The sequence below is a fragment of the Bifidobacterium parmae genome (assembly GCF_002860365.1).
In the GTDB taxonomy this organism is placed as follows: domain Bacteria; phylum Actinomycetota; class Actinomycetes; order Actinomycetales; family Bifidobacteriaceae; genus Bifidobacterium; species Bifidobacterium parmae.
Genome location: NZ_NMWT01000020.1, coordinates 57,198 through 73,687 on the forward strand (window position 1 = coordinate 57,198; position 16,490 = coordinate 73,687).

Below are 16,490 nucleotides of genomic sequence, written 5' to 3' on the forward strand. Positions count from 1 at the left end.
TGTTCCTTTCAGTGCTGTTCGGTGACGTCGGTGGCGATGTCGGCCACGACGGGCACGATCATCGGCTTGCGGCGCAGCTGGCGGGCGATCCAGCCGCCGAGCGTGCGGCGCATGATCTGCTGCAGCTTGTACGTGTCGGTGGTGCCGGCCATGAGCGCGTCGTTGAGCTGTTCGACGATCTGGTGGCGCACCTTGTCGAACTCGCTCTCGTCCTCGGCCACGGCGTTCAGGTAGATCTTCGGACCGGAGACGACCTCGCGGGCCTCGGAGTCGACCACGACGAACGCGGAGACGAAGCCCTCGGTGCCGAGGATGCGGCGCTTCTCCAGCTCCTCGTCGGTGAGCTCGCCGACCGAATCGCCGTCGACGTACACATAGCCGCACGGCACGGAGCCGACGACCGCGGCCTTGCCGTGGTACAGGTCGACGACGTCGCCGTCCTCGGCGAGCACGACGTTCTGCGGGTCGACGCCGGTCTTCACGGCGATCAGGCCGTTGGCGACGAGGTGGCGGTTCTCGCCGTGGATCGGCATCGCGCACTTCGGCTTGACGATGTTGTACATGTACAGCAGCTCGCCCTCGTTGCAGTGGCCGGACACGTGCACGGCCGCGTTGTCACGGTTGACGACCTTCGCGCCGAGCTGGACGAGCTTGTTGATGACCTTGTACACGCCGTGCTCGTTGCCCGGGATGAGCGAGCTGGCGAGGATCACCGTGTCGAACTCGTTGATGTGGATGTCGCGGTGGTTGCCGTCGGCGATGCGGCCGAGTGCGGCCATCGGCTCGCCCTGGGAGCCGGTGCACATGTAGACGAGCTTGTCGTCCTGGATGTCGTTGGCCTGCTTGAGGTCCACGACGGTGCCTTCGGGGATGTGCAGGTAGCCGAGGTCGGCGGCGATGGACATGTTGCGCACCATCGAACGGCCGACGAACACGACCTTGCGGCCGTACTTATGGGCGGTGTCGACGACCTGCTGCACGCGGTGCACGTGCGAGGAGAAGCTCGCGACGATGATCTTGCGCGTGGCCTGCGCGAACGCCTGGTCGAGCGCCGGGCCGATGGAGGTCTCCGGCTTGACGAAGCCCGGCACCTCGGCGTTCGTGGAGTCCATCATGAGCAGGTCGACGCCCTTCTCGCCGATCTTGCCGAACTCGACGAGGTCGGTGATCTTGTGGTCGAGCGGCAGCTGGTCGAGCTTGATGTCGCCGGTGTCGATCAGCGAGCCGGCCGGGGTCTTCACGTGCACGGCGAGCGCGTCCGGGATGGAGTGGGTCACGGTGATGAACTCGAGGTCGAACGGGCCGACCTTGAGCTTGTCGCGGCCCTCGACCTCCACCTTGGTGGGGTTGATGTGGTGTTCCTTGCACTTCGCGTCGACGAAGGCGAGGGTGAGCTTGGAGCCGATCAGCGGGATGTCCTCGCGCAGCTTGAGCAGGTAGGGCACGCCGCCGATGTGGTCCTCGTGGCCGTGGGTGAGCACGAGCGCCTCGACCTTGTCGAGACGGTCCTTGATGTAGTGGAAGTCGGGAAGGATGAGGTCGACGCCCGGCTGCTCCTCCTCGGGGAAGAGCACGCCGCAGTCGATGAGCAGCAGGTGGCCGTTGTATTCGATGACGTTCATGTTGCGGCCGATCTCGCCGAGGCCGCCGAGCGGCGTGATGCGCATCGAGCCCTTGCGGTACTTCGGCGGGGCGATGAGCACGGCGTCCTGCTGGGGCGCGGTGGCCTGCGTGCCGACGTTCTGGTGGCGGGCGCGGGAGGCTCCGCCGCGGCCGCGGCCGGTGCCCTTGCCGCGGGTCGAGGAGCCGCGGCGGCGCGATGCGCCCGAGTTCTTGGAGGAGTTCCTGGTGTTCTTTTCTTTGTCTTGTGCCATTGCTTTCTTGTGTTTCCTGTGATTCTTGCCTTCGTGCTCTCACGAAGGCGACAGATGTGTCGGCCGCCCGTTCCGGGGGCCGGCCCATGCGCGCGGGAATCCACGTTTCCGCGTATGCGTATGCGCGTATGCGTCGCGTGTGAACGCGAACGGCCCCGGCTCCCCCGCGCCCGCGTCGTCGCGACGCGTGCGGACGGGGGCACCGGGGCCTCGTCGCCCGTTACAGCAGGCCGGCGGCCCGCATGCCCATCTCGGCCTTTTCGAGCTGGGTGGCGTCCGGGCCGACGTTCGGCAGACGCATGAACGTGGAGTCGAGCACGCCGCGGACCTTCAGCGCGGCCTTGGCCATGACGGCCTGGTAGCCGTCGCCGTTGAGCGCGTGGACGAGCGGTGCGAGCTGGTTGGCGAGACGCTGGGCCTCGTGGATGTCGCCGCGGTCGAAGGCCTCGACGAGCTGGCGCATGGGGTTCGCGGCCGCATGCGCGATGACGGAGATGATGCCGACGGCGCCGATGGAGAGGAACGGCAGGAACAGGCCGTCGTCGCCCGAATACCAGGCGAGTCCGGTGCGTTGCTGCTTCTCGACGGCGGCGGCGAGGTCGCCGGTGGCGTCCTTGACGGCCACGACGTGCTCGAGCTCGGCGAGACGGTCATAGGTCTCGACCGCCACCTTGAGTCCGGTGCGGCCGGGCACGTCGTAGACGATGATCGGCTTGTCGGTGCTTTCGTCGACGGCCTTGTAGTGGCCGAAGACGCCGTCCTGGGACGGACGGGAGTAGTAGGGCATGACGACGAGCACCGCGTCGGCGCCCGCCTCCTGGGTCTGTTCGACCATGCGCACGGTGTGCGCGGTGTCGTTGGAGCCGGCTCCGGAGATGACCGGCACGTCGACGACCTCCTTGACCGCACGGACGAGTTCGACCTTCTCGTCCATGTGGGTGACGGGCGATTCGCCGGTGGTGCCGTTGACGACGAGGCCGTCGGCGCCGTCGGCGACGAGCTGCTTGGCGAGCTTCTGCGCCGCCTCGTAATCGACGTCGCCGTTGGACTTCATCGGAGTGACCATCGCGGGCAGGATACGCCCGAACGGGGCAGGATTCAGCAGATGCATAGCGCTCTCAGTCATAGTGTTCACCGTACTTCGCATTGTGGACGCGTGTGTAACGTCCGATCACAGGTCGAGGAACTTGTCGAGGCCGACGGTGAGTCCCGCGGGGGCGTCGCCGGCGAGCTTGCGCACGGCGAGCAGCACGCCGGGCATGAACGAGCCGCGGTCGAAGCTGTCGGCGCGGATGACGAGCTGCTCGCCGGCGTTGCCGAAGAGCACCTCCTCGTGCGCGTTGAGGCCCCTGAGGCGCACGGCGTGCACGTGGACGCCGTCGACGACCTGGCCGCGCGAGCCGCCGTCGGTCTGGGTGTTGTCCGGCACGGGGCCGAGGCCGGCGGCCTTGCGCGCGGCGGCGATGCCGGCCGCGGTGTGGATGGCGGTGCCGGAGGGGGCGTCCACCTTGTCCGGGTGGTGCAGCTCGATGACCTCCACCGATTCGAAGTACTTGGCGGCCTGCGTGGAGAAGTGGTCGGCGAGCACAGCGGAGATCGCGAAGTTCGGCGCGATGAACACCTTCTGCGTGTCCGGGCGCGGTCCGGCGGCGATCGCCTCGCGCACCTTCGCGAGCTTCTCCTCGGTCCAGCCGGTCGTGCCGACGACCACGTCGACGCCCTGCGCGACGATCGCGAGCACGTTGCCGAGGCTCACGGCGGGCACGGTGAACTCGACGACGACGTCCGTGTTGTCCGGCGTGATGGCGGTGAGGTCGTCGCCCGCGTCGAGCGCGAGCGCGAGCTGCGTGTCGGCCGCGCCGTTCACCGCGTCGACGACGTGCGATCCCATGCGTCCCTTGGCGCCGACCACCGAAACCCTGATCATGTTGTGCTCCTTGTCCTTCTGTGTGCCTTGCGGGGCCTATCCGTCACGAGACTATCACCGGCGCCGCGGCGGCCGTCGTTTCGCCCACCTGTCAGACAACCATGCCACAGGCCACCCGGCCTATTCCAGCAGGCCCAGCAGGTCGTCGCGGGTGAGCGAGGCGATCGACGCGGGCGCGGCCCCGGCGAGCGCGGACGCGTCGGTGAACTGGCGTGCGAGCGCGCTTTTCGTGTGCTGCAGTTCGAGGATGCGCTCCTCGATCGTGTCCTTGGCGACGATCCGGTACACGTCCACGTCGCGGCGTTGGCCGATGCGGTGCGCGCGGTCGGTGGCCTGGTCCTGCGCGGCCGCGTTCCACCATGGGTCGGCGTGGATGACGACGCTCGCGCCGACGAGGTTCAGGCCCGTGTTGCCCGCCTTGAGCGAGATGAGGAACACGGGGGTGTCGTCGGCGTTGAACCGGTCGACGAGTTCGAGGCGGCGCTTCTTCGGCGTGGAGCCGTCGATCCGGTACCAGTCGACGCCTTCCGAGTCGAGCCGTTCGCCGATCAGGTCGAGGAATCCGGTGAACTGGGAGAAGACGAGCGCCTTCTTGCCTTCGGACATGCAGCTGGAGACGAGTTCGGCGATGGCGGCGAGCTTCGCGGAACGGTCCTTCGCGTTCGCGTAGAGGAGCCGCGGGTCGCAGCAGATCTGGCGCAGTCCGGTCAGTTCGGCGAGGATGCGGATCTTCGACGTGGCGAAGTCGTCGTCCGCCTCGTGTTCGAGCTGTTTGCGCAGGCGCTGCTCGTGCGCCGCGTACAGTTTGCGCTGCTCGCCCTCCAACTGCACGGTGACGGTGGTCTCGATCTTGTCGGGCAGGTCGGTGAGCACCTGCGACTTGAGCCGGCGTTTGATGAACACGCCGACGAGCGCCTGGAGCCGCCGCGCCACGCGTTCGCCTTCCGGGTTGACCTGCGCGGCGGCGCGGCCCTCGGCGCTCGACGCGTCGGCGGCGCGCGCGTTCGAGATCGGCAGCTCGTAGCGTTCGTGGAACCGTTTGTACGAGCCGAGCAGGCCGGGCATGAGGAAGTCGAAGATGCTCCACAGTTCGCTCAGCCGGTTCTCGATCGGCGTGCCGGTCAATGCGAACCGGTGCGCGGCGGTCACGGTCTTGACGGCCTTCGCGATCTTCGTCGTGTGGTTCTTGATGACCTGCGCCTCGTCGAGCGCCATCACGTCGAACCGCGCGCCGCGGTAGTCGTCCACGTCGCGGCGCAGCAAGTCGTAGGAGGTGATGAGCACGGCGGGCGCGCCATCGCCCGCGTACCGCGCGATGGCGGCGCGGCGTTCCGCCTTCGTCCCGGCGACCGTGACGGCGCGCACGCCGGGCGCGAACTTCGCGAACTCGGCGGCCCAGTTGTAGACGAGCGACGCCGGGCAGACGATGAGCGACGGCAGGGCGCGTTCCCGCGACGCGCCCGCGTCGTCGCCCCGCCTGCCTTCGGCGAGCGCGACGAGCAGGGTGATGAGCTGCACGGATTTGCCGAGTCCCATCTCGTCGGCGAGGATGCCGCCGAACCCCTTGTCGCACAGGGTGCGCAGCCACCGGTAGCCGTCCACCTGATACGGCCTGAGCACCCGGGCGAGCGGTTCCGGCACCTGGTAGCGCTCGGGGTCGATGGTCTTGAGCTCGTCCACGTACGCCATGAACGAGGGCTCCTTGACGACGCCCGTGCCGGCGAGTTCGCCGTCGAGCAGGAACGCCTGCATGCCGGGCAGCGTGACCGGCCCCGCGTCGAGCTCGCCTTCGGACAGGTCGAAGTCGCCGGCGAACCGGTCGAGCGCGTCCAGGTCGGCGCCGCGCAGGTCGACGAACGTGCCGTCCTTGAGCCGGTGGAAGCGCTGGCGGCGGCGGTAGGCGGCGAGCAGCGAGCCGACCTCGTCGGGCGGCACCTCGTCGGCGATCGGCGAGATCTCCACGAGATTCGACTTGACGGACAGGCCGACCTTCACGCTCGGCGGCTTCGGCGCGAGCATGCGGTCGAACGCGGGCGTGGTGAACACCTTGCCTTGAGCGCGCAGCGCGTCGAGGCCCTCGTCGAACAGGGCGACGATGCGCGTCGTCTCGTCGCGGCCGATGCGCGCCGGGGCGTTCGGCGCGCCCACGGTGAAGTACGTGCGCACGAGGTCGAGCATGGCGCGTTCGGCGCCGAAATCACGCCCCGCGCCCACCTCGGGCGTGAGTCCCGGCGCGAAGTCGCCGCCCCGCTGCGGCACGACCGTCATCTCGCGCGAACCGTACCGGGCCTTCGCCTCGCAGGTGACGCCCTTCTCGTCGCGGTCGAGGTAGAACTCGGGTTCGCACTCGACGGGCCGCATCAGCGCGATCTCCTTCGGCACGTTGCCGGCCGGCAGGAGGCCGCCGTCGAGCAGGCGCGGCAGCAGCGTGCGCGCGAACAGCGGCGCGTCGTCGAAGGCGATGCGTTCGCCCGCCGCCGTCCCCCGCGCGTCATCCGCGTCCGGCGGGGCGCAGACGACCGGCAGCAGGTCGGCGACCGGCTCCAACGCCTTCGGGCAACGCACGAACCGGTATCCGGCGGCGCTCACATGCAGCGTCTCGCGGCCGCGCCGGGAGAGCGTCGCGCCGCCGGGGCGCACGGCGCGCCCGTCCCCATCCGCGGGCGGCAGCATCAGCCACACGCCCCGCTCCCCCGCGATCACGGCCGCGACCGGGGGCGTGCCGGCGAGCGCGTACCCGTCGACGCCGCCGTCGCCGCTGATGCGCGTCATCGTCACGATCGGCGCGAACACGGTTCCGTCCGCCGCGCCGGAAGCCTCCACGCGCACGGTGGACGGCGACGACATGTACCACGAATCGAGCACCAGACCGATCTCGCCGCCCGCGACCAGGTCGAGCAGGCGCGCGACCTCCGAGACGGCGAGCGTCAGATGCCGGCCGAGCTCCACGCCGCCGAGACGGCCGTAGCGCGTGTCCTGCACGTCGACGGCGCGCCGCACGTCCGCGACGCGGTCGAGGAAGACGAGCAGCGCGCGCGACCGGTCGTCGAACATGCCGCGCGTATGCGTGAACGCGAGCTTCTTCCCATACTCCCGATACCGCTGGTACCGCACGTCGTCGAGCAGGTCGTCGATCGATTTGAGCACGTAGGAGACGCCGCCGCGCACGCCCACGCGGAACTGGACGCTCCACCGGCCGGACAGGCAGGCGAGGATCGGCGTGAGTTCCACATCGCCGGGATGCGGCGCACGGGGATCGGATCCCGCGCCGCGCCGGCCGCCGGCGCCGTCCGACGTGCCGGCGGCGATCATGGCGGCGCGGCGTTTCGCCTGACGCGCCGTCTCCTCCTGCTCGTCGATGCGCTGCATCGCGGCGAGCAGACCCCGCGACGAACGCACCGCCGACTTCGCGCCATAGCCGGAGAACGCCTCGGGGCCGGCGACGAACGCGAGCACGAGCGCGGCCATGTGCTTGCAGATGTCGTAGCCGCGCGCGTAGGCGGGGCAGGTGCAGCCGCCGCCGGTCACGTCGCCGGTGTCCGTGTGGAAGTACACGTTGACCGTGTAACGGCTGGACGGGCTGGAGCTGCCGCGGACCCGGCCGGAGATCGTCGCGAGCCCGGTGCGCGCGTCCAGCTCGTAGGCGAGGTCGTCCATCATGCGGGCGCGCGCCGCGGATATCGTGCGGGCGCGCATGAGCACCACGGGCGACGTGTTCTCCACCAGCGAAAGCCGCAGGGCGTTCAGGGGGACGCCGTCCGCGTCGCCGCGGCCCCCGTCCATGGCCCATGAGCCGTAGCCGAATCCACCGAACGCGTCGGCGGCGTCGACGTCACCGGCGTCGGTATAGCCGTCGTCGGTGTAGCCGTCGTCGTCCACATGCCCGAACACGCTGAACCCCATGCCTCGGCTCCTTTCCCTCCATGCCATTCTAGGAGGCGCCCGCCGCCGGCCGTCGCGCGGCCGCTATACTGGTGTGCGGCGTCGACGGGTGGTCCGCGGCGACCGCAGTGCACGGCGGCATCGGCATAGGTTCGACCGGGGTTCCCGGCCGGGAGGCTTTTCACAACCATGGCACGTATTCTTCTGGGCGTCACCGGCAGCATCGCCGCGTTCAAGGCCTGCCATCTCGCGTCCGACTGGACGAAGGCGGGGCACACGGTCCGCGTGGTCGAGACGGCGGCGGCGGAACGGTTCGTCACGCCGCTCACCTTCACCTCGCTGACCGGCGAGCCGACGCGCACCGCGATGTTCCCCGACTCCCCCGCCGTCCCCGGCGACGTGGCCGCGAACCCCGCCCCGGCGACCATCAACCATGTGAGGGACGCCGCATGGGCGGACCTCATGGTCGTCGCTCCCGCGAGCGCCGACGTGATCGCGCGCATCGCCGCCGGGATGGCCGACGACACGCTCACCGCCACGATCCTCGCCTACGAGGGGCCGAAGCTCCTGTGCCCGGCGATGAACGTGCACATGTACGACAATCCGGCCACGCAACGCAATCTCGGCGTCTGCCGCGACTTCGGCTGGACGGTGCTCGACCCGGCGTCCGGCACGCTCGCCTGCGGCGACACGGGACACGGCCGCATGCCCGAACCGGAGGAGATCGAGCGGGCGGCGGCCGCGCTGCTGGAAGGCGGCGAGGTCGCGCGCGGCGACGCGGACGATACGCCGACCGAACGCATCGACGGGCCGGAATCCCACGGCGCGACCGCGTCCCTGCCGCTCAAGGGGCTCAACGTGCTGGTCACGGCGGGGCCCACGCAGGAGCCGCTCGACCCGGTGCGCTACCTGACGAACCATTCGACCGGCAAGATGGGCTATGCGCTGGCCGCGTCGGCGGCCGAGCTGGGCGCGCACGTCACGCTGGTCTCCGGCCCGGTCTCGCTGGAGGAGCCGGAGGGCGTGGACGTCGTGCACGTGACCACGGCGCGCGACATGTTCGCCGCGGTGTCCGACTCGTTCGCCGCGGCGGACATCACGGTGATGGCGGCGGCGGTCGGCGACTTCCGCGTCGAGGAGATCGCCCCGGAGAAGATCAAGAAGGCGGGACGCGAGTCGATCACGCTGAAGCTCGTGGAGAATCCGGACATCCTCGCGTGGGCGGGCGGCCGCAAGCGCGACGACGGCTCGCAGGTGCTGTGCGGGTTCGCGATGGAGACCGAGCATCTGGTGCGCAACGCGGCCCGTAAACTCGCCGGCAAGCATTGCGACATGCTCGTGGCGAACGACCTGCGCGAGCCGGGCGCCGGATTCGCGACGGACACGAACGTGGTGACCGTGCTCACGCCGGGAGGCCCGGACGAGCAGACCCCGCACATCGAACACTGGGACCTGATGGACAAGACCGCGCTCGCCAAGCGCCTGCTGCTCCGCCTCGCCGCCCTGCGCAAGTAGACGCGCGCAATAACCGAATCAAAGGAGATACGCATCATGCTGATGGCCGTCGATATCGGCAACACGAACATCGTGATCGGTTTTCTGGAGGACGACCGCATCGTCGGCTCCTACCGCATCACCACGAAGGCGACGCACACGTCGGACGAGTACGGCCTCATGATCACGCAGTACCTCGCGCTGAGCCACTACACGGCCCGCGACGTGGACGACGTGATCGTCTGCTCGGTGGTGCCGAAGGTCATGTACTCGTTCCGCTCGTCGATCATCAAGTTCCTCGGGCTCGAGCCGATGGTCGTCGGCCCGGGCATCAAGACCGGCATGAACATCCGTCTCGACGATCCGAAGACGCTCGGCTCGGACTGCATCGCCGACTGCGCGGGCGCCTACCACACGTACGGCGGCCCGATCCTGGTGGCCGACTTCGGCACGGCGACGACGTTCAACTACGTGGACGGCACCGGCACGATCGTCTCCGGGTTCATCACGACGGGCATCCGGTCCGGCGCCGAGGCGCTGTGGGGGCAGACCGCGCAGCTGCCGGAGGTGGAGATCACGCGCCCGCAGTCGATTCTGGCGACGAACACGCGCACCGCCATGCAGGCGGGCCTCTACTACACGTTCCTCGGCGGCATCGAACGCACGATCGCCCAGTTCCGCAAGGAGATCGACGAGCCGTTCCGGGTGGTGGCGACCGGCGGCCTGAGCCGCATCTTCAAGGACGACACGGACGTGATCGACATCTACGATCCGGACCTGATCTTCAAAGGCATGGCCTACATCTACTCGCGCAACGCGTGAGCGCCCGGTCCCGCCCGCCGGTGGGACGACCACCCCCACCCGCTTCGCGGGAGCCCCCCGCCAGCGGGGGCGGAAACCAATCCCGTCACAACGAGTTCGCCCCGGCTGGCGGGGCGGCAAATCGCGGCACGACGGGGTTGCCCCCGCTGGCGGGGGCTGTCGGCGGAGCCGACTGGGGGTGGTCCTGCGGCCGCGACGACTCCGCCCGTCAGCGGCTGAGCACGTTGAAGCCCTGGTTCGTGCCGTATTCGCGCACGTCGGCCTGCCACAGGCCGATGCCCTCCTTGAGGCTCACCTTCTCGCCCGGCTTCTCAAACGGCTGCAGCGGGTTGCCGTCCTCGTCGGTCATGCCGAGCCTGATCTCGCGGCGGCGTTTGAGATACGACTGCCAGGCGCTCGACCACCGGTAGGATTTGCCGACGGTGGCGCGGAAGTCGGAGCGCGCGTACACCTCGAACGGCAGGTACTGGTAGCCGACGGACACGTTCTCGGCGGCTTCGGCGAGCACGCGGTTGAACTGCTGGCCGCCGAAGTACGGGATGTCGACGCCGTTGGAGGCGCGCACGGTGGACTTGTCGAGGAATGCGCGGCTGGAGAGCGTGGCGAGGTCGGCGGGGAACGAGCCGCCCGCGACGCGCGCCTCGATGCCCTGCCGGTCGTGCGTGACGAAGTCGACGAACCGGTAGGCGGCCTCGGGTTTGCGCGTGGATTGGAGGACGGCCATCGCCGAGCCGCCGTTCTCCGCATTGGTGGGCCGCCCGTCGGGCGTGGGCATGGCGGCGACCCGCCACAGGCCGGCGGCGCCGAGCACGTTCGACAGCAGCATGGACGGCATCCACGCGCCGGAGAACACGGAGGCGACGTCGCCGGTGCCGAGCGCGCGCTTCCAACTGTCCGACCATGTGGTGCGGTGCGTGTCGATGAGTCCCTCGTCGATCATCTTCTGCCAGAACGCGGTGAACCGTTTCGTGCCGTCGTCGCCGGTCAGGTTCACGGTGACGGTCTTGCCGTCCGGGCTGGTGTGGAACGGCTGGCCGCCGGCGAGCCAGATCATCGCGTCGTAGAAGCTGGCGTCGCCAGCGTCGGCGGCGATGTACACGCCGATCTGCTTGAGTTTCTTCGCCGCCTCGTAGTAGTCGTCCCATGTCCTGATCCGCGAGGCGTCGACGCCGACCTGGTCGAACACGGATTTGTTGTAGAAGAACGCCATCGGGCCGGAGTCCATCGGCAGGCCGTAGATGCGCCCCGCGAGCTGGACGCTCGACCAGGTGCCGGGCGTGTAGAAGTTCGCGTAGTCGTCGCCCACGTAGTCGGAGATGTCGAGCAGCTGGCCGGAGACCGCGTATTGGAGGAGCGCGAAGTATTCGACCTGCGCGACGTCGGGCATGCCGTAGCCGTCCTGGATGGCGGTGTTGAGCTGGTCGTAGCCGGAGATGTTCTCCAGGTCGACGACGACGTCCGGATTGGCCTCCTCGAACCGGTCGACGACCTCCGCCATGCTCGGCTCCCAGCTCCACACGGTGATGTGCGTGTGCGTGTCCGTCGCGGAGCCGCATGCGGCGGTCGCGACGACGGCGAGCGCCGCGGCCGTCACGGCGGCGGCGCGTCTGATCCGTGCGAGGATTCGTGATGCCATGCCGACCAGTCTACACAGGGCGGTCTCCGGCGGGTCTCGGGCGGCGACGGGAGCGGATACGGGAAAGCCCCGCGGGCCTTGCGGCCGCGCGGGGCTTGTCGTCGGGATTCCGGGGGATCTCCGGGGCTTACTTGACGGTGAAGCCCTGGTCCTTGCCGTAGTCCTGCAGCGCCTTCTGCCAGACGGCGACGCCGTCGGAGAGCTTCTGGTCGCCGGTGTAGGACTTGCCGAGGTAGTCGCCGAAGATGGTGCGGGCCTTGACCTCGAACGGCAGGAACTGGTAGTCGGAGGAGACGTTCTCGGCAGCCTTGGCGAGGACCTCGTTGTACTTCTGGCCGCCGAAGTAGTCGACGTCCTCACCGTCGGAGTTCTTCACCGTGGTGGCGTTCTTGAAGGAGTCGGACTCCATGGAGGCCTTGTCGGCCGGGAAGGCACCGCCGGCCACGCGGGTGGCCACGCCGTCGCCGTGGTTCGCGTACTCGATGAACTTGTACGCGGCGTCGGCCTTGGTGGAGGACTGGAGCACGGCCAGCGAGGAGCCGCCGTTCTCGGAGTTGGTGGCGGAGCCGTCGGCGGTCGGCATCTGGGTGACGCGCCACTTGCCGGCGCCCGCGGCGGCGGAGTTGGCGAGGTTGGCCGGCATCCAGGCGCCGGTGAGCAGGGAGGCGATGGTGCCGTCGGTCATGCCCTTGAACCAGTCCTCGGACCAGCCGGTGGTCTTGGTGTCGAGCAGGCCCTCGTCGAGCATCTTCTGCCAGAAGTCGTTGAACTCCTTGACCTTCTCGTCGCCGGTGAGGTTGATGGTCACCTCGGAGCCGTCGGAGGAGGTCTTGAACGGGGTGGCGCCGGCCAGCCAGGTCATCGAATCGTAGAAGCCGGCGTCGCCGGTGTCGGAGGTGATGTAGTAGTTGTCGCCGAGGGCGTGGATCTTCTTGGCGGCCTCGTAGTAGTCGTCCCAGGTCTTGATCTGCTCGGCGTCGACGCCGGCCTTGTCGAAGACCTCCTTGTTGTAGAAGAACGCCATCGGGCCGGAGTCCATCGGCAGGCCGTAGACCTTGCCGGCGAACTGCACGGAGGCCCACGGGCCGGGCGTGTAGAAGTCCTCGTAGCCGCTGGTCTTGTCGGTGATGTCGAGCAGGTTGCCCTTGATGGCGTACTGCGGGATCGCGTAGTACTCGATCTGGGCGACGTCGGGGGCGCCGGAGCCGGCGGAGATGGCGTTGTCGAGCTGCGTGTACTCCTTGGTGTTGGTGCCGACGTTCTTGAGGTTGACCTTGATGCCGGTCTCCTTCGTGAAGTCCTTGGCGACCTGGGTCAGCGTGGGCTCCCAGGCCCACACGGTGATCTCCTTGGCGTCCTTCTCCTGGGCCGGCTGCGAGCTGGTGTCGGATCCGCAGGCCGCGACGCTGGCGAGCATCGCGATCGCGCCGGTGAGCGCGATGGCCTTCTTCGCATTGGTGAACTTCATCGTCCTTGTGCTCCTTCCCTCCGGCCGTCCGTCCGGCCGAAGACCTGTTGTGCATCGTGCCATCCGTCCGCCGGTTCTCGTCGTGTCGATGATTCCCGGCTGTGGGAATCGGTGATGGTGCTGACCGTTTCGCCGTTGATGGTTGCGATGCCATTCATTATACATATGCGATTGGTTTTCGCTACAATCCCCGGCGTGTTATCGCAACCACACCGGGAACATGCACGGGACGCCGTCGCGTCCGGCGGCCATGGGCGGCGCCATGGCCGCCGGACGCGCGGCACCCCGCTACAGTTTGACGACGAGCACGCCGTTCGGCTGGATGGCGGCCGTGTGCTCGCTGCCGTTGACCTGCGTGAGCGAGGCGACGAGCGGCTCGCCCTCCACGTCCACGACGGCCACGTCGTGCGTGCGGTTGAACAGGAACACGAAATGGTTCTCGTCCGTCGCGTCCGCACGTTCGACGCGCAGCACCTCGCCGCGGTCGTCGCCGGCGGGGGTCTCGACGCCGAGCGCGTCGAGGATCCCCGGCAGGCTCGTCGCGATGCCGTCACGGCCCAGCTTCGCGCCGACGTACACGGCCTTGCCGTCGCCGAAATCGTTGACGGTGATGGCGGGGGCGCCGTCGAAGCCGGTCCACTTGTCGGCCTTGAAGGTCTCGAGCACGCGGGTCGTCTCGGCCACGGAGCCGATCACGTCGGCGATGCCGTGCGCGACGGCGCCGTTCGAGAGGTCGAGATGGTCCATCGCGCCGGGGAAGTCGCTTCCCATCGGCGCGTGCTCCTCGACGCGCACGCCGACGACGTCGCGGATCGAGCCGGGGTAGCCGCCGAGCCAGATGTGGTCGCGCTCGTCCGACAGCCCCGTGTAGTAGGTGACGACGACCTTGCCGCCGTTCGCCACATACTCGCGCACGCGGCGCGACGTCTCCTCGGAGAGGATGTACACGGCGGGCAGCACGACGGTGTCGTAGCCGTCCCAGTCGCCGCGCACCGGCACCACGTCGGCGGTGACGCCGACGTCGGCGAGGGCGCGGAACCAGTCGAGCGGCTCGGTCCAGTGGCGCACGTTCTGGCTGGGCGTGGCGGTGTGCTCGGTGGCCCACTGCGACTCGTAGTCGAAGACCACGGCCACCTTGGATTTGACGAGCGTGGTGCCGAGCAAACCCTTGTCGGCGAGCAGGTTCAGGTCGTCGCCGAGCTCGCACACGTCGCGGAACACCTGCGAGTCGGGGCCCGCGTGCGGCACCATCGCGGAATGCCACTTCTCGGCGCCCGCCTTGGACTGGCGCCACTGGAAGTAGCAGATCGCGTCCGCGCCCATCGCGAGGTGCGCGAGCGAGTCGCGCACGAGCTCGCCCGGCTCGTTGCGGTAGTTGACCGGACGCCAGTTCACGGACGACGTGGAGTGCTCCATGAGGAACCACGGGTGCTTGCGCGCGATCCCGTCGGTCAGGGACGCCGCGTACGCGAGCTCGTCGAGATGCGCCTCGCCGGGCGTGAAGTAGTGGTCGTTGGACACGAAGTCGACGTCGTAGCCCCACTTGTCGTAGTCGAGACCGGTGCCGGCGGCGGAGACCATGAAGTTCGTGGTCTGCGGCTTGGGCGCGATCTCGAGCAGCGTGTCGCGCTCGGCCTTGTAGAAGTCGAGCAGCGCGTCGGAGCTGAAGCGCTTCCAGTCGAGCAGCTTGCCCGGGTTCATGAAGTTGCCGTCGCCGATGAAGCGCGGCGGGACGATCTCGGAGAAGTCGTTCATGTGCTGCGCCCAGAACGCGGTGCCCCACGCCTCGTTGACGGCGTCGATCGTGCCGTAGCGCCTCTCGCACCACTTGCGGAAGGCGCGCGCGGCGTCCTCCGAGTAGTCGAAGCGGTTGTGGCAGCCGTACTCGTTGCTCACATGCCAGGCGACCACGTACGGGTTGTCCTTGTAGTGCTCGGCCATCCTGCGGCACAGCTTCAGCGCGTAGTCGAGGAAGACGGGGCTGGTGGCGCGCCAATGCTGGCGGGCGCCGGGCTGGCACACGTCGCCGCGGTAGTCGACCCAGAGGATCTCCGGATGCGCCTGCGTCATCCACATCGGCGGCGAGGCGGTGCCGGAGGCGAGATCGACGGCGATGCCGGCCTTACCGAGTTTGTCGATCACGCGGTCGAGCCAGTCGAAATCGTATTCGCCCTCGCGCGGTTCGAGCTTCGCCCAGCTGAAGATGGCGACGGACACGAGGTTGACGCCCGCCTCCTTCATCAGGGCGATGTCCTCGTCCCACACCTCTTCGGGCCACTGGTCCGGGTTGTAGTCGCCGCCGTACCAGATGCGCGGCTTGCCGCCGGCCAACGGCTGCGGCCATTGGAACGTCCTATGTTCAGTCATGGTGGGGTCCTTTGCGTCTCATTCCTTGACGGCGCCGGCGGCGAGGCCGGACTGCCAGTACTTCTGCAGGCACAGGAACGCGATCACGAGCGGGATGATCGTGATGAGCGAGCCGGTGATCACGAGGTTCTGGATCGCCTGGCCGCCCGCCGTGCTCGCCTGGTCCTTCCACTGGTTGAGGCCGATGGTCAGCGGGTACCAGTCCGCGTCCTTCAGCATGATCAACGGCAGGAAGTAGTTGTTCCACGTCGCGACGATCGTGAACAGGGCCGTCGTCACGATGCCCGGGGCGAGCAACGGCAGCGAGATCGTCCAGAACGTGCGGAACTCGGAGGCGCCGTCGACGCGGGCCGCCTCCAGCAGTTCGGTCGGCACCGCCTGCTCGGAGAAGATCCACATGAGGTACAGGCCGAACGGCGAGATGAGCGACGGGATGATCATGGCCCACGGCGTGTTCGTGAGTCCCAGCTTGGCGAACAGGAGGAACTGCGGGACCGCCAGCGCGATGCCGGGCACGGAGATCGAGCCGATGATCACCGCGAACACGGCCTTGCGGCCCGGGAAGCGGAACTTGGCGAGCGCGTAGCCGCCCATGATGGCGAGCAGGGTGGCGCCGCCAGCGCCGACCACCACGTAGAGCAGCGTGTTGATCAGCCAGCGGCCGAAGATGCCGTCCTGGTAGGTGAACACCGTGACGATGTTGTCCCAGAGGGCGAACGTGTGGCCGAAGCCGAGGCCGAACGTCGAGGTGAAGTCCGCCTGCGTCTTGGTCGCGTTGATCATCAGGTAGACGAACGGGAACAGGCAGTAGACGGCGAAGATCGCGCACAGGATGGTCATCAGCACGCTGCGGCGCGGGTTGTTCACGTTCGCGAAGCCGGATTTCTCGGCGCGCTTGCGTTCGGCGGCCTCGTCCTTGGCGATGCGCTTCTGGCGCGCCTTCTCGGCGGCCTTCGCGGCCTTCTCCTGGGCTTTGAGCTCGGCGGGAGTCATTGTCGTTGCAGTGGTTGCGGCGGTCAT

10 protein-coding genes are annotated in these 16,490 nt (G+C 68.5%); 2 read left to right on the forward strand and 8 right to left on the reverse strand.

Annotated elements, in window-relative coordinates; all coding sequences use genetic code 11:
* Positions 1–8: 8 nt before the first annotated feature.
* The 4 genes from Uis4E_RS07295 to Uis4E_RS07310 all read right to left on the reverse strand — a co-directional run bounded on the left by Uis4E_RS07295 (position 9) and on the right by Uis4E_RS07310 (position 7,731).
* Entirely contained in the window at positions 9–1,874 is a 1,866-nt protein-coding gene (locus tag Uis4E_RS07295; RefSeq protein WP_034529304.1) for a ribonuclease J, read from the reverse strand.
* 220 nt (positions 1,875–2,094) lie between these two features.
* Complete coding sequence (gene dapA, locus Uis4E_RS07300) at positions 2,095–3,000, reverse strand: 4-hydroxy-tetrahydrodipicolinate synthase (protein WP_101622539.1); 906 nt, start codon at positions 2,998–3,000, stop codon at positions 2,095–2,097.
* Positions 3,001–3,045: 45 nt separating this feature from the next.
* Positions 3,046–3,801, reverse strand: coding sequence for a 4-hydroxy-tetrahydrodipicolinate reductase (dapB, locus tag Uis4E_RS07305; RefSeq protein WP_101622540.1), 756 nt, complete (start codon positions 3,799–3,801; stop codon positions 3,046–3,048).
* 120 nt (positions 3,802–3,921) lie between these two features.
* A complete protein-coding gene (locus Uis4E_RS07310) occupies positions 3,922–7,731 on the reverse strand; it encodes a DEAD/DEAH box helicase (RefSeq protein WP_101622541.1) in 3,810 nt (1,269 codons plus the stop codon).
* A 141-nt stretch (positions 7,732–7,872) separates the two neighbouring features.
* Here Uis4E_RS07310 and Uis4E_RS07315 point away from each other — a divergent pair, with 141 nt between their 5' ends.
* Positions 7,873–9,198 carry a bifunctional phosphopantothenoylcysteine decarboxylase/phosphopantothenate synthase gene (locus tag Uis4E_RS07315; protein WP_101622542.1) on the forward strand — a complete coding sequence of 442 codons (1,326 nt, stop codon included), beginning with the start codon at positions 7,873–7,875 and terminating at the stop codon, positions 9,196–9,198.
* Positions 9,199–9,234: 36 nt separating this feature from the next.
* Entirely contained in the window at positions 9,235–9,999 is a 765-nt protein-coding gene (locus tag Uis4E_RS07320) for a type III pantothenate kinase (RefSeq protein ID WP_101622543.1), read from the forward strand.
* A gap of 208 nt (positions 10,000–10,207) precedes the next feature.
* Here Uis4E_RS07320 and Uis4E_RS07325 read toward each other — a convergent pair whose 3' ends face one another.
* The 4 genes from Uis4E_RS07325 to Uis4E_RS07340 all read right to left on the reverse strand — a co-directional run bounded on the left by Uis4E_RS07325 (position 10,208) and on the right by Uis4E_RS07340 (position 16,490).
* Positions 10,208–11,635, reverse strand: a complete 1,428-nt coding sequence (locus tag Uis4E_RS07325) for an ABC transporter substrate-binding protein (protein ID WP_101622544.1) — start codon at positions 11,633–11,635, stop codon at positions 10,208–10,210.
* Positions 11,636–11,762: 127 nt separating this feature from the next.
* The gene (locus tag Uis4E_RS07330; protein ID WP_101622545.1) at positions 11,763–13,103 is read right to left on the reverse strand and encodes an ABC transporter substrate-binding protein; all 1,341 of its coding nucleotides are present in this window, start codon (positions 13,101–13,103) and stop codon (positions 11,763–11,765) included.
* Positions 13,104–13,391: 288 nt separating this feature from the next.
* Positions 13,392–15,470, reverse strand: coding sequence for a beta-galactosidase (locus Uis4E_RS07335; protein WP_101622546.1), 2,079 nt, complete (start codon positions 15,468–15,470; stop codon positions 13,392–13,394).
* Positions 15,471–15,488: 18 nt separating this feature from the next.
* A complete protein-coding gene (locus Uis4E_RS07340) occupies positions 15,489–16,490 on the reverse strand; it encodes a carbohydrate ABC transporter permease (RefSeq protein WP_101622547.1) in 1,002 nt (333 codons plus the stop codon).

What these genes read in the sequence shown, in the direction of transcription:
- Uis4E_RS07295 (WP_034529304.1), bottom strand. Translation starts at nt 1,874, where the DNA reads ATGGCACAAGACAAAGAAAAGAACACCAGGAACTCCTCCAAGAACTCG.
- dapA (WP_101622539.1), bottom strand. Translation starts at nt 3,000, where the DNA reads ATGACTGAGAGCGCTATGCATCTGCTGAATCCTGCCCCGTTCGGGCGT.
- dapB (WP_101622540.1), bottom strand. Translation starts at nt 3,801, where the DNA reads ATGATCAGGGTTTCGGTGGTCGGCGCCAAGGGACGCATGGGATCGCAC.
- Uis4E_RS07310 (WP_101622541.1), bottom strand. Translation starts at nt 7,731, where the DNA reads ATGGCATGGAGGGAAAGGAGCCGAGGCATGGGGTTCAGCGTGTTCGGG.
- Uis4E_RS07315 (WP_101622542.1), top strand. Translation starts at nt 7,873, where the DNA reads ATGGCACGTATTCTTCTGGGCGTCACCGGCAGCATCGCCGCGTTCAAG.
- Uis4E_RS07320 (WP_101622543.1), top strand. Translation starts at nt 9,235, where the DNA reads ATGCTGATGGCCGTCGATATCGGCAACACGAACATCGTGATCGGTTTT.
- Uis4E_RS07325 (WP_101622544.1), bottom strand. Translation starts at nt 11,635, where the DNA reads ATGGCATCACGAATCCTCGCACGGATCAGACGCGCCGCCGCCGTGACG.
- Uis4E_RS07330 (WP_101622545.1), bottom strand. Translation starts at nt 13,103, where the DNA reads ATGAAGTTCACCAATGCGAAGAAGGCCATCGCGCTCACCGGCGCGATC.
- Uis4E_RS07335 (WP_101622546.1), bottom strand. Translation starts at nt 15,470, where the DNA reads ATGACTGAACATAGGACGTTCCAATGGCCGCAGCCGTTGGCCGGCGGC.
- Uis4E_RS07340 (WP_101622547.1), bottom strand. Translation starts at nt 16,490, where the DNA reads ATGACCGCCGCAACCACTGCAACGACAATGACTCCCGCCGAGCTCAAA.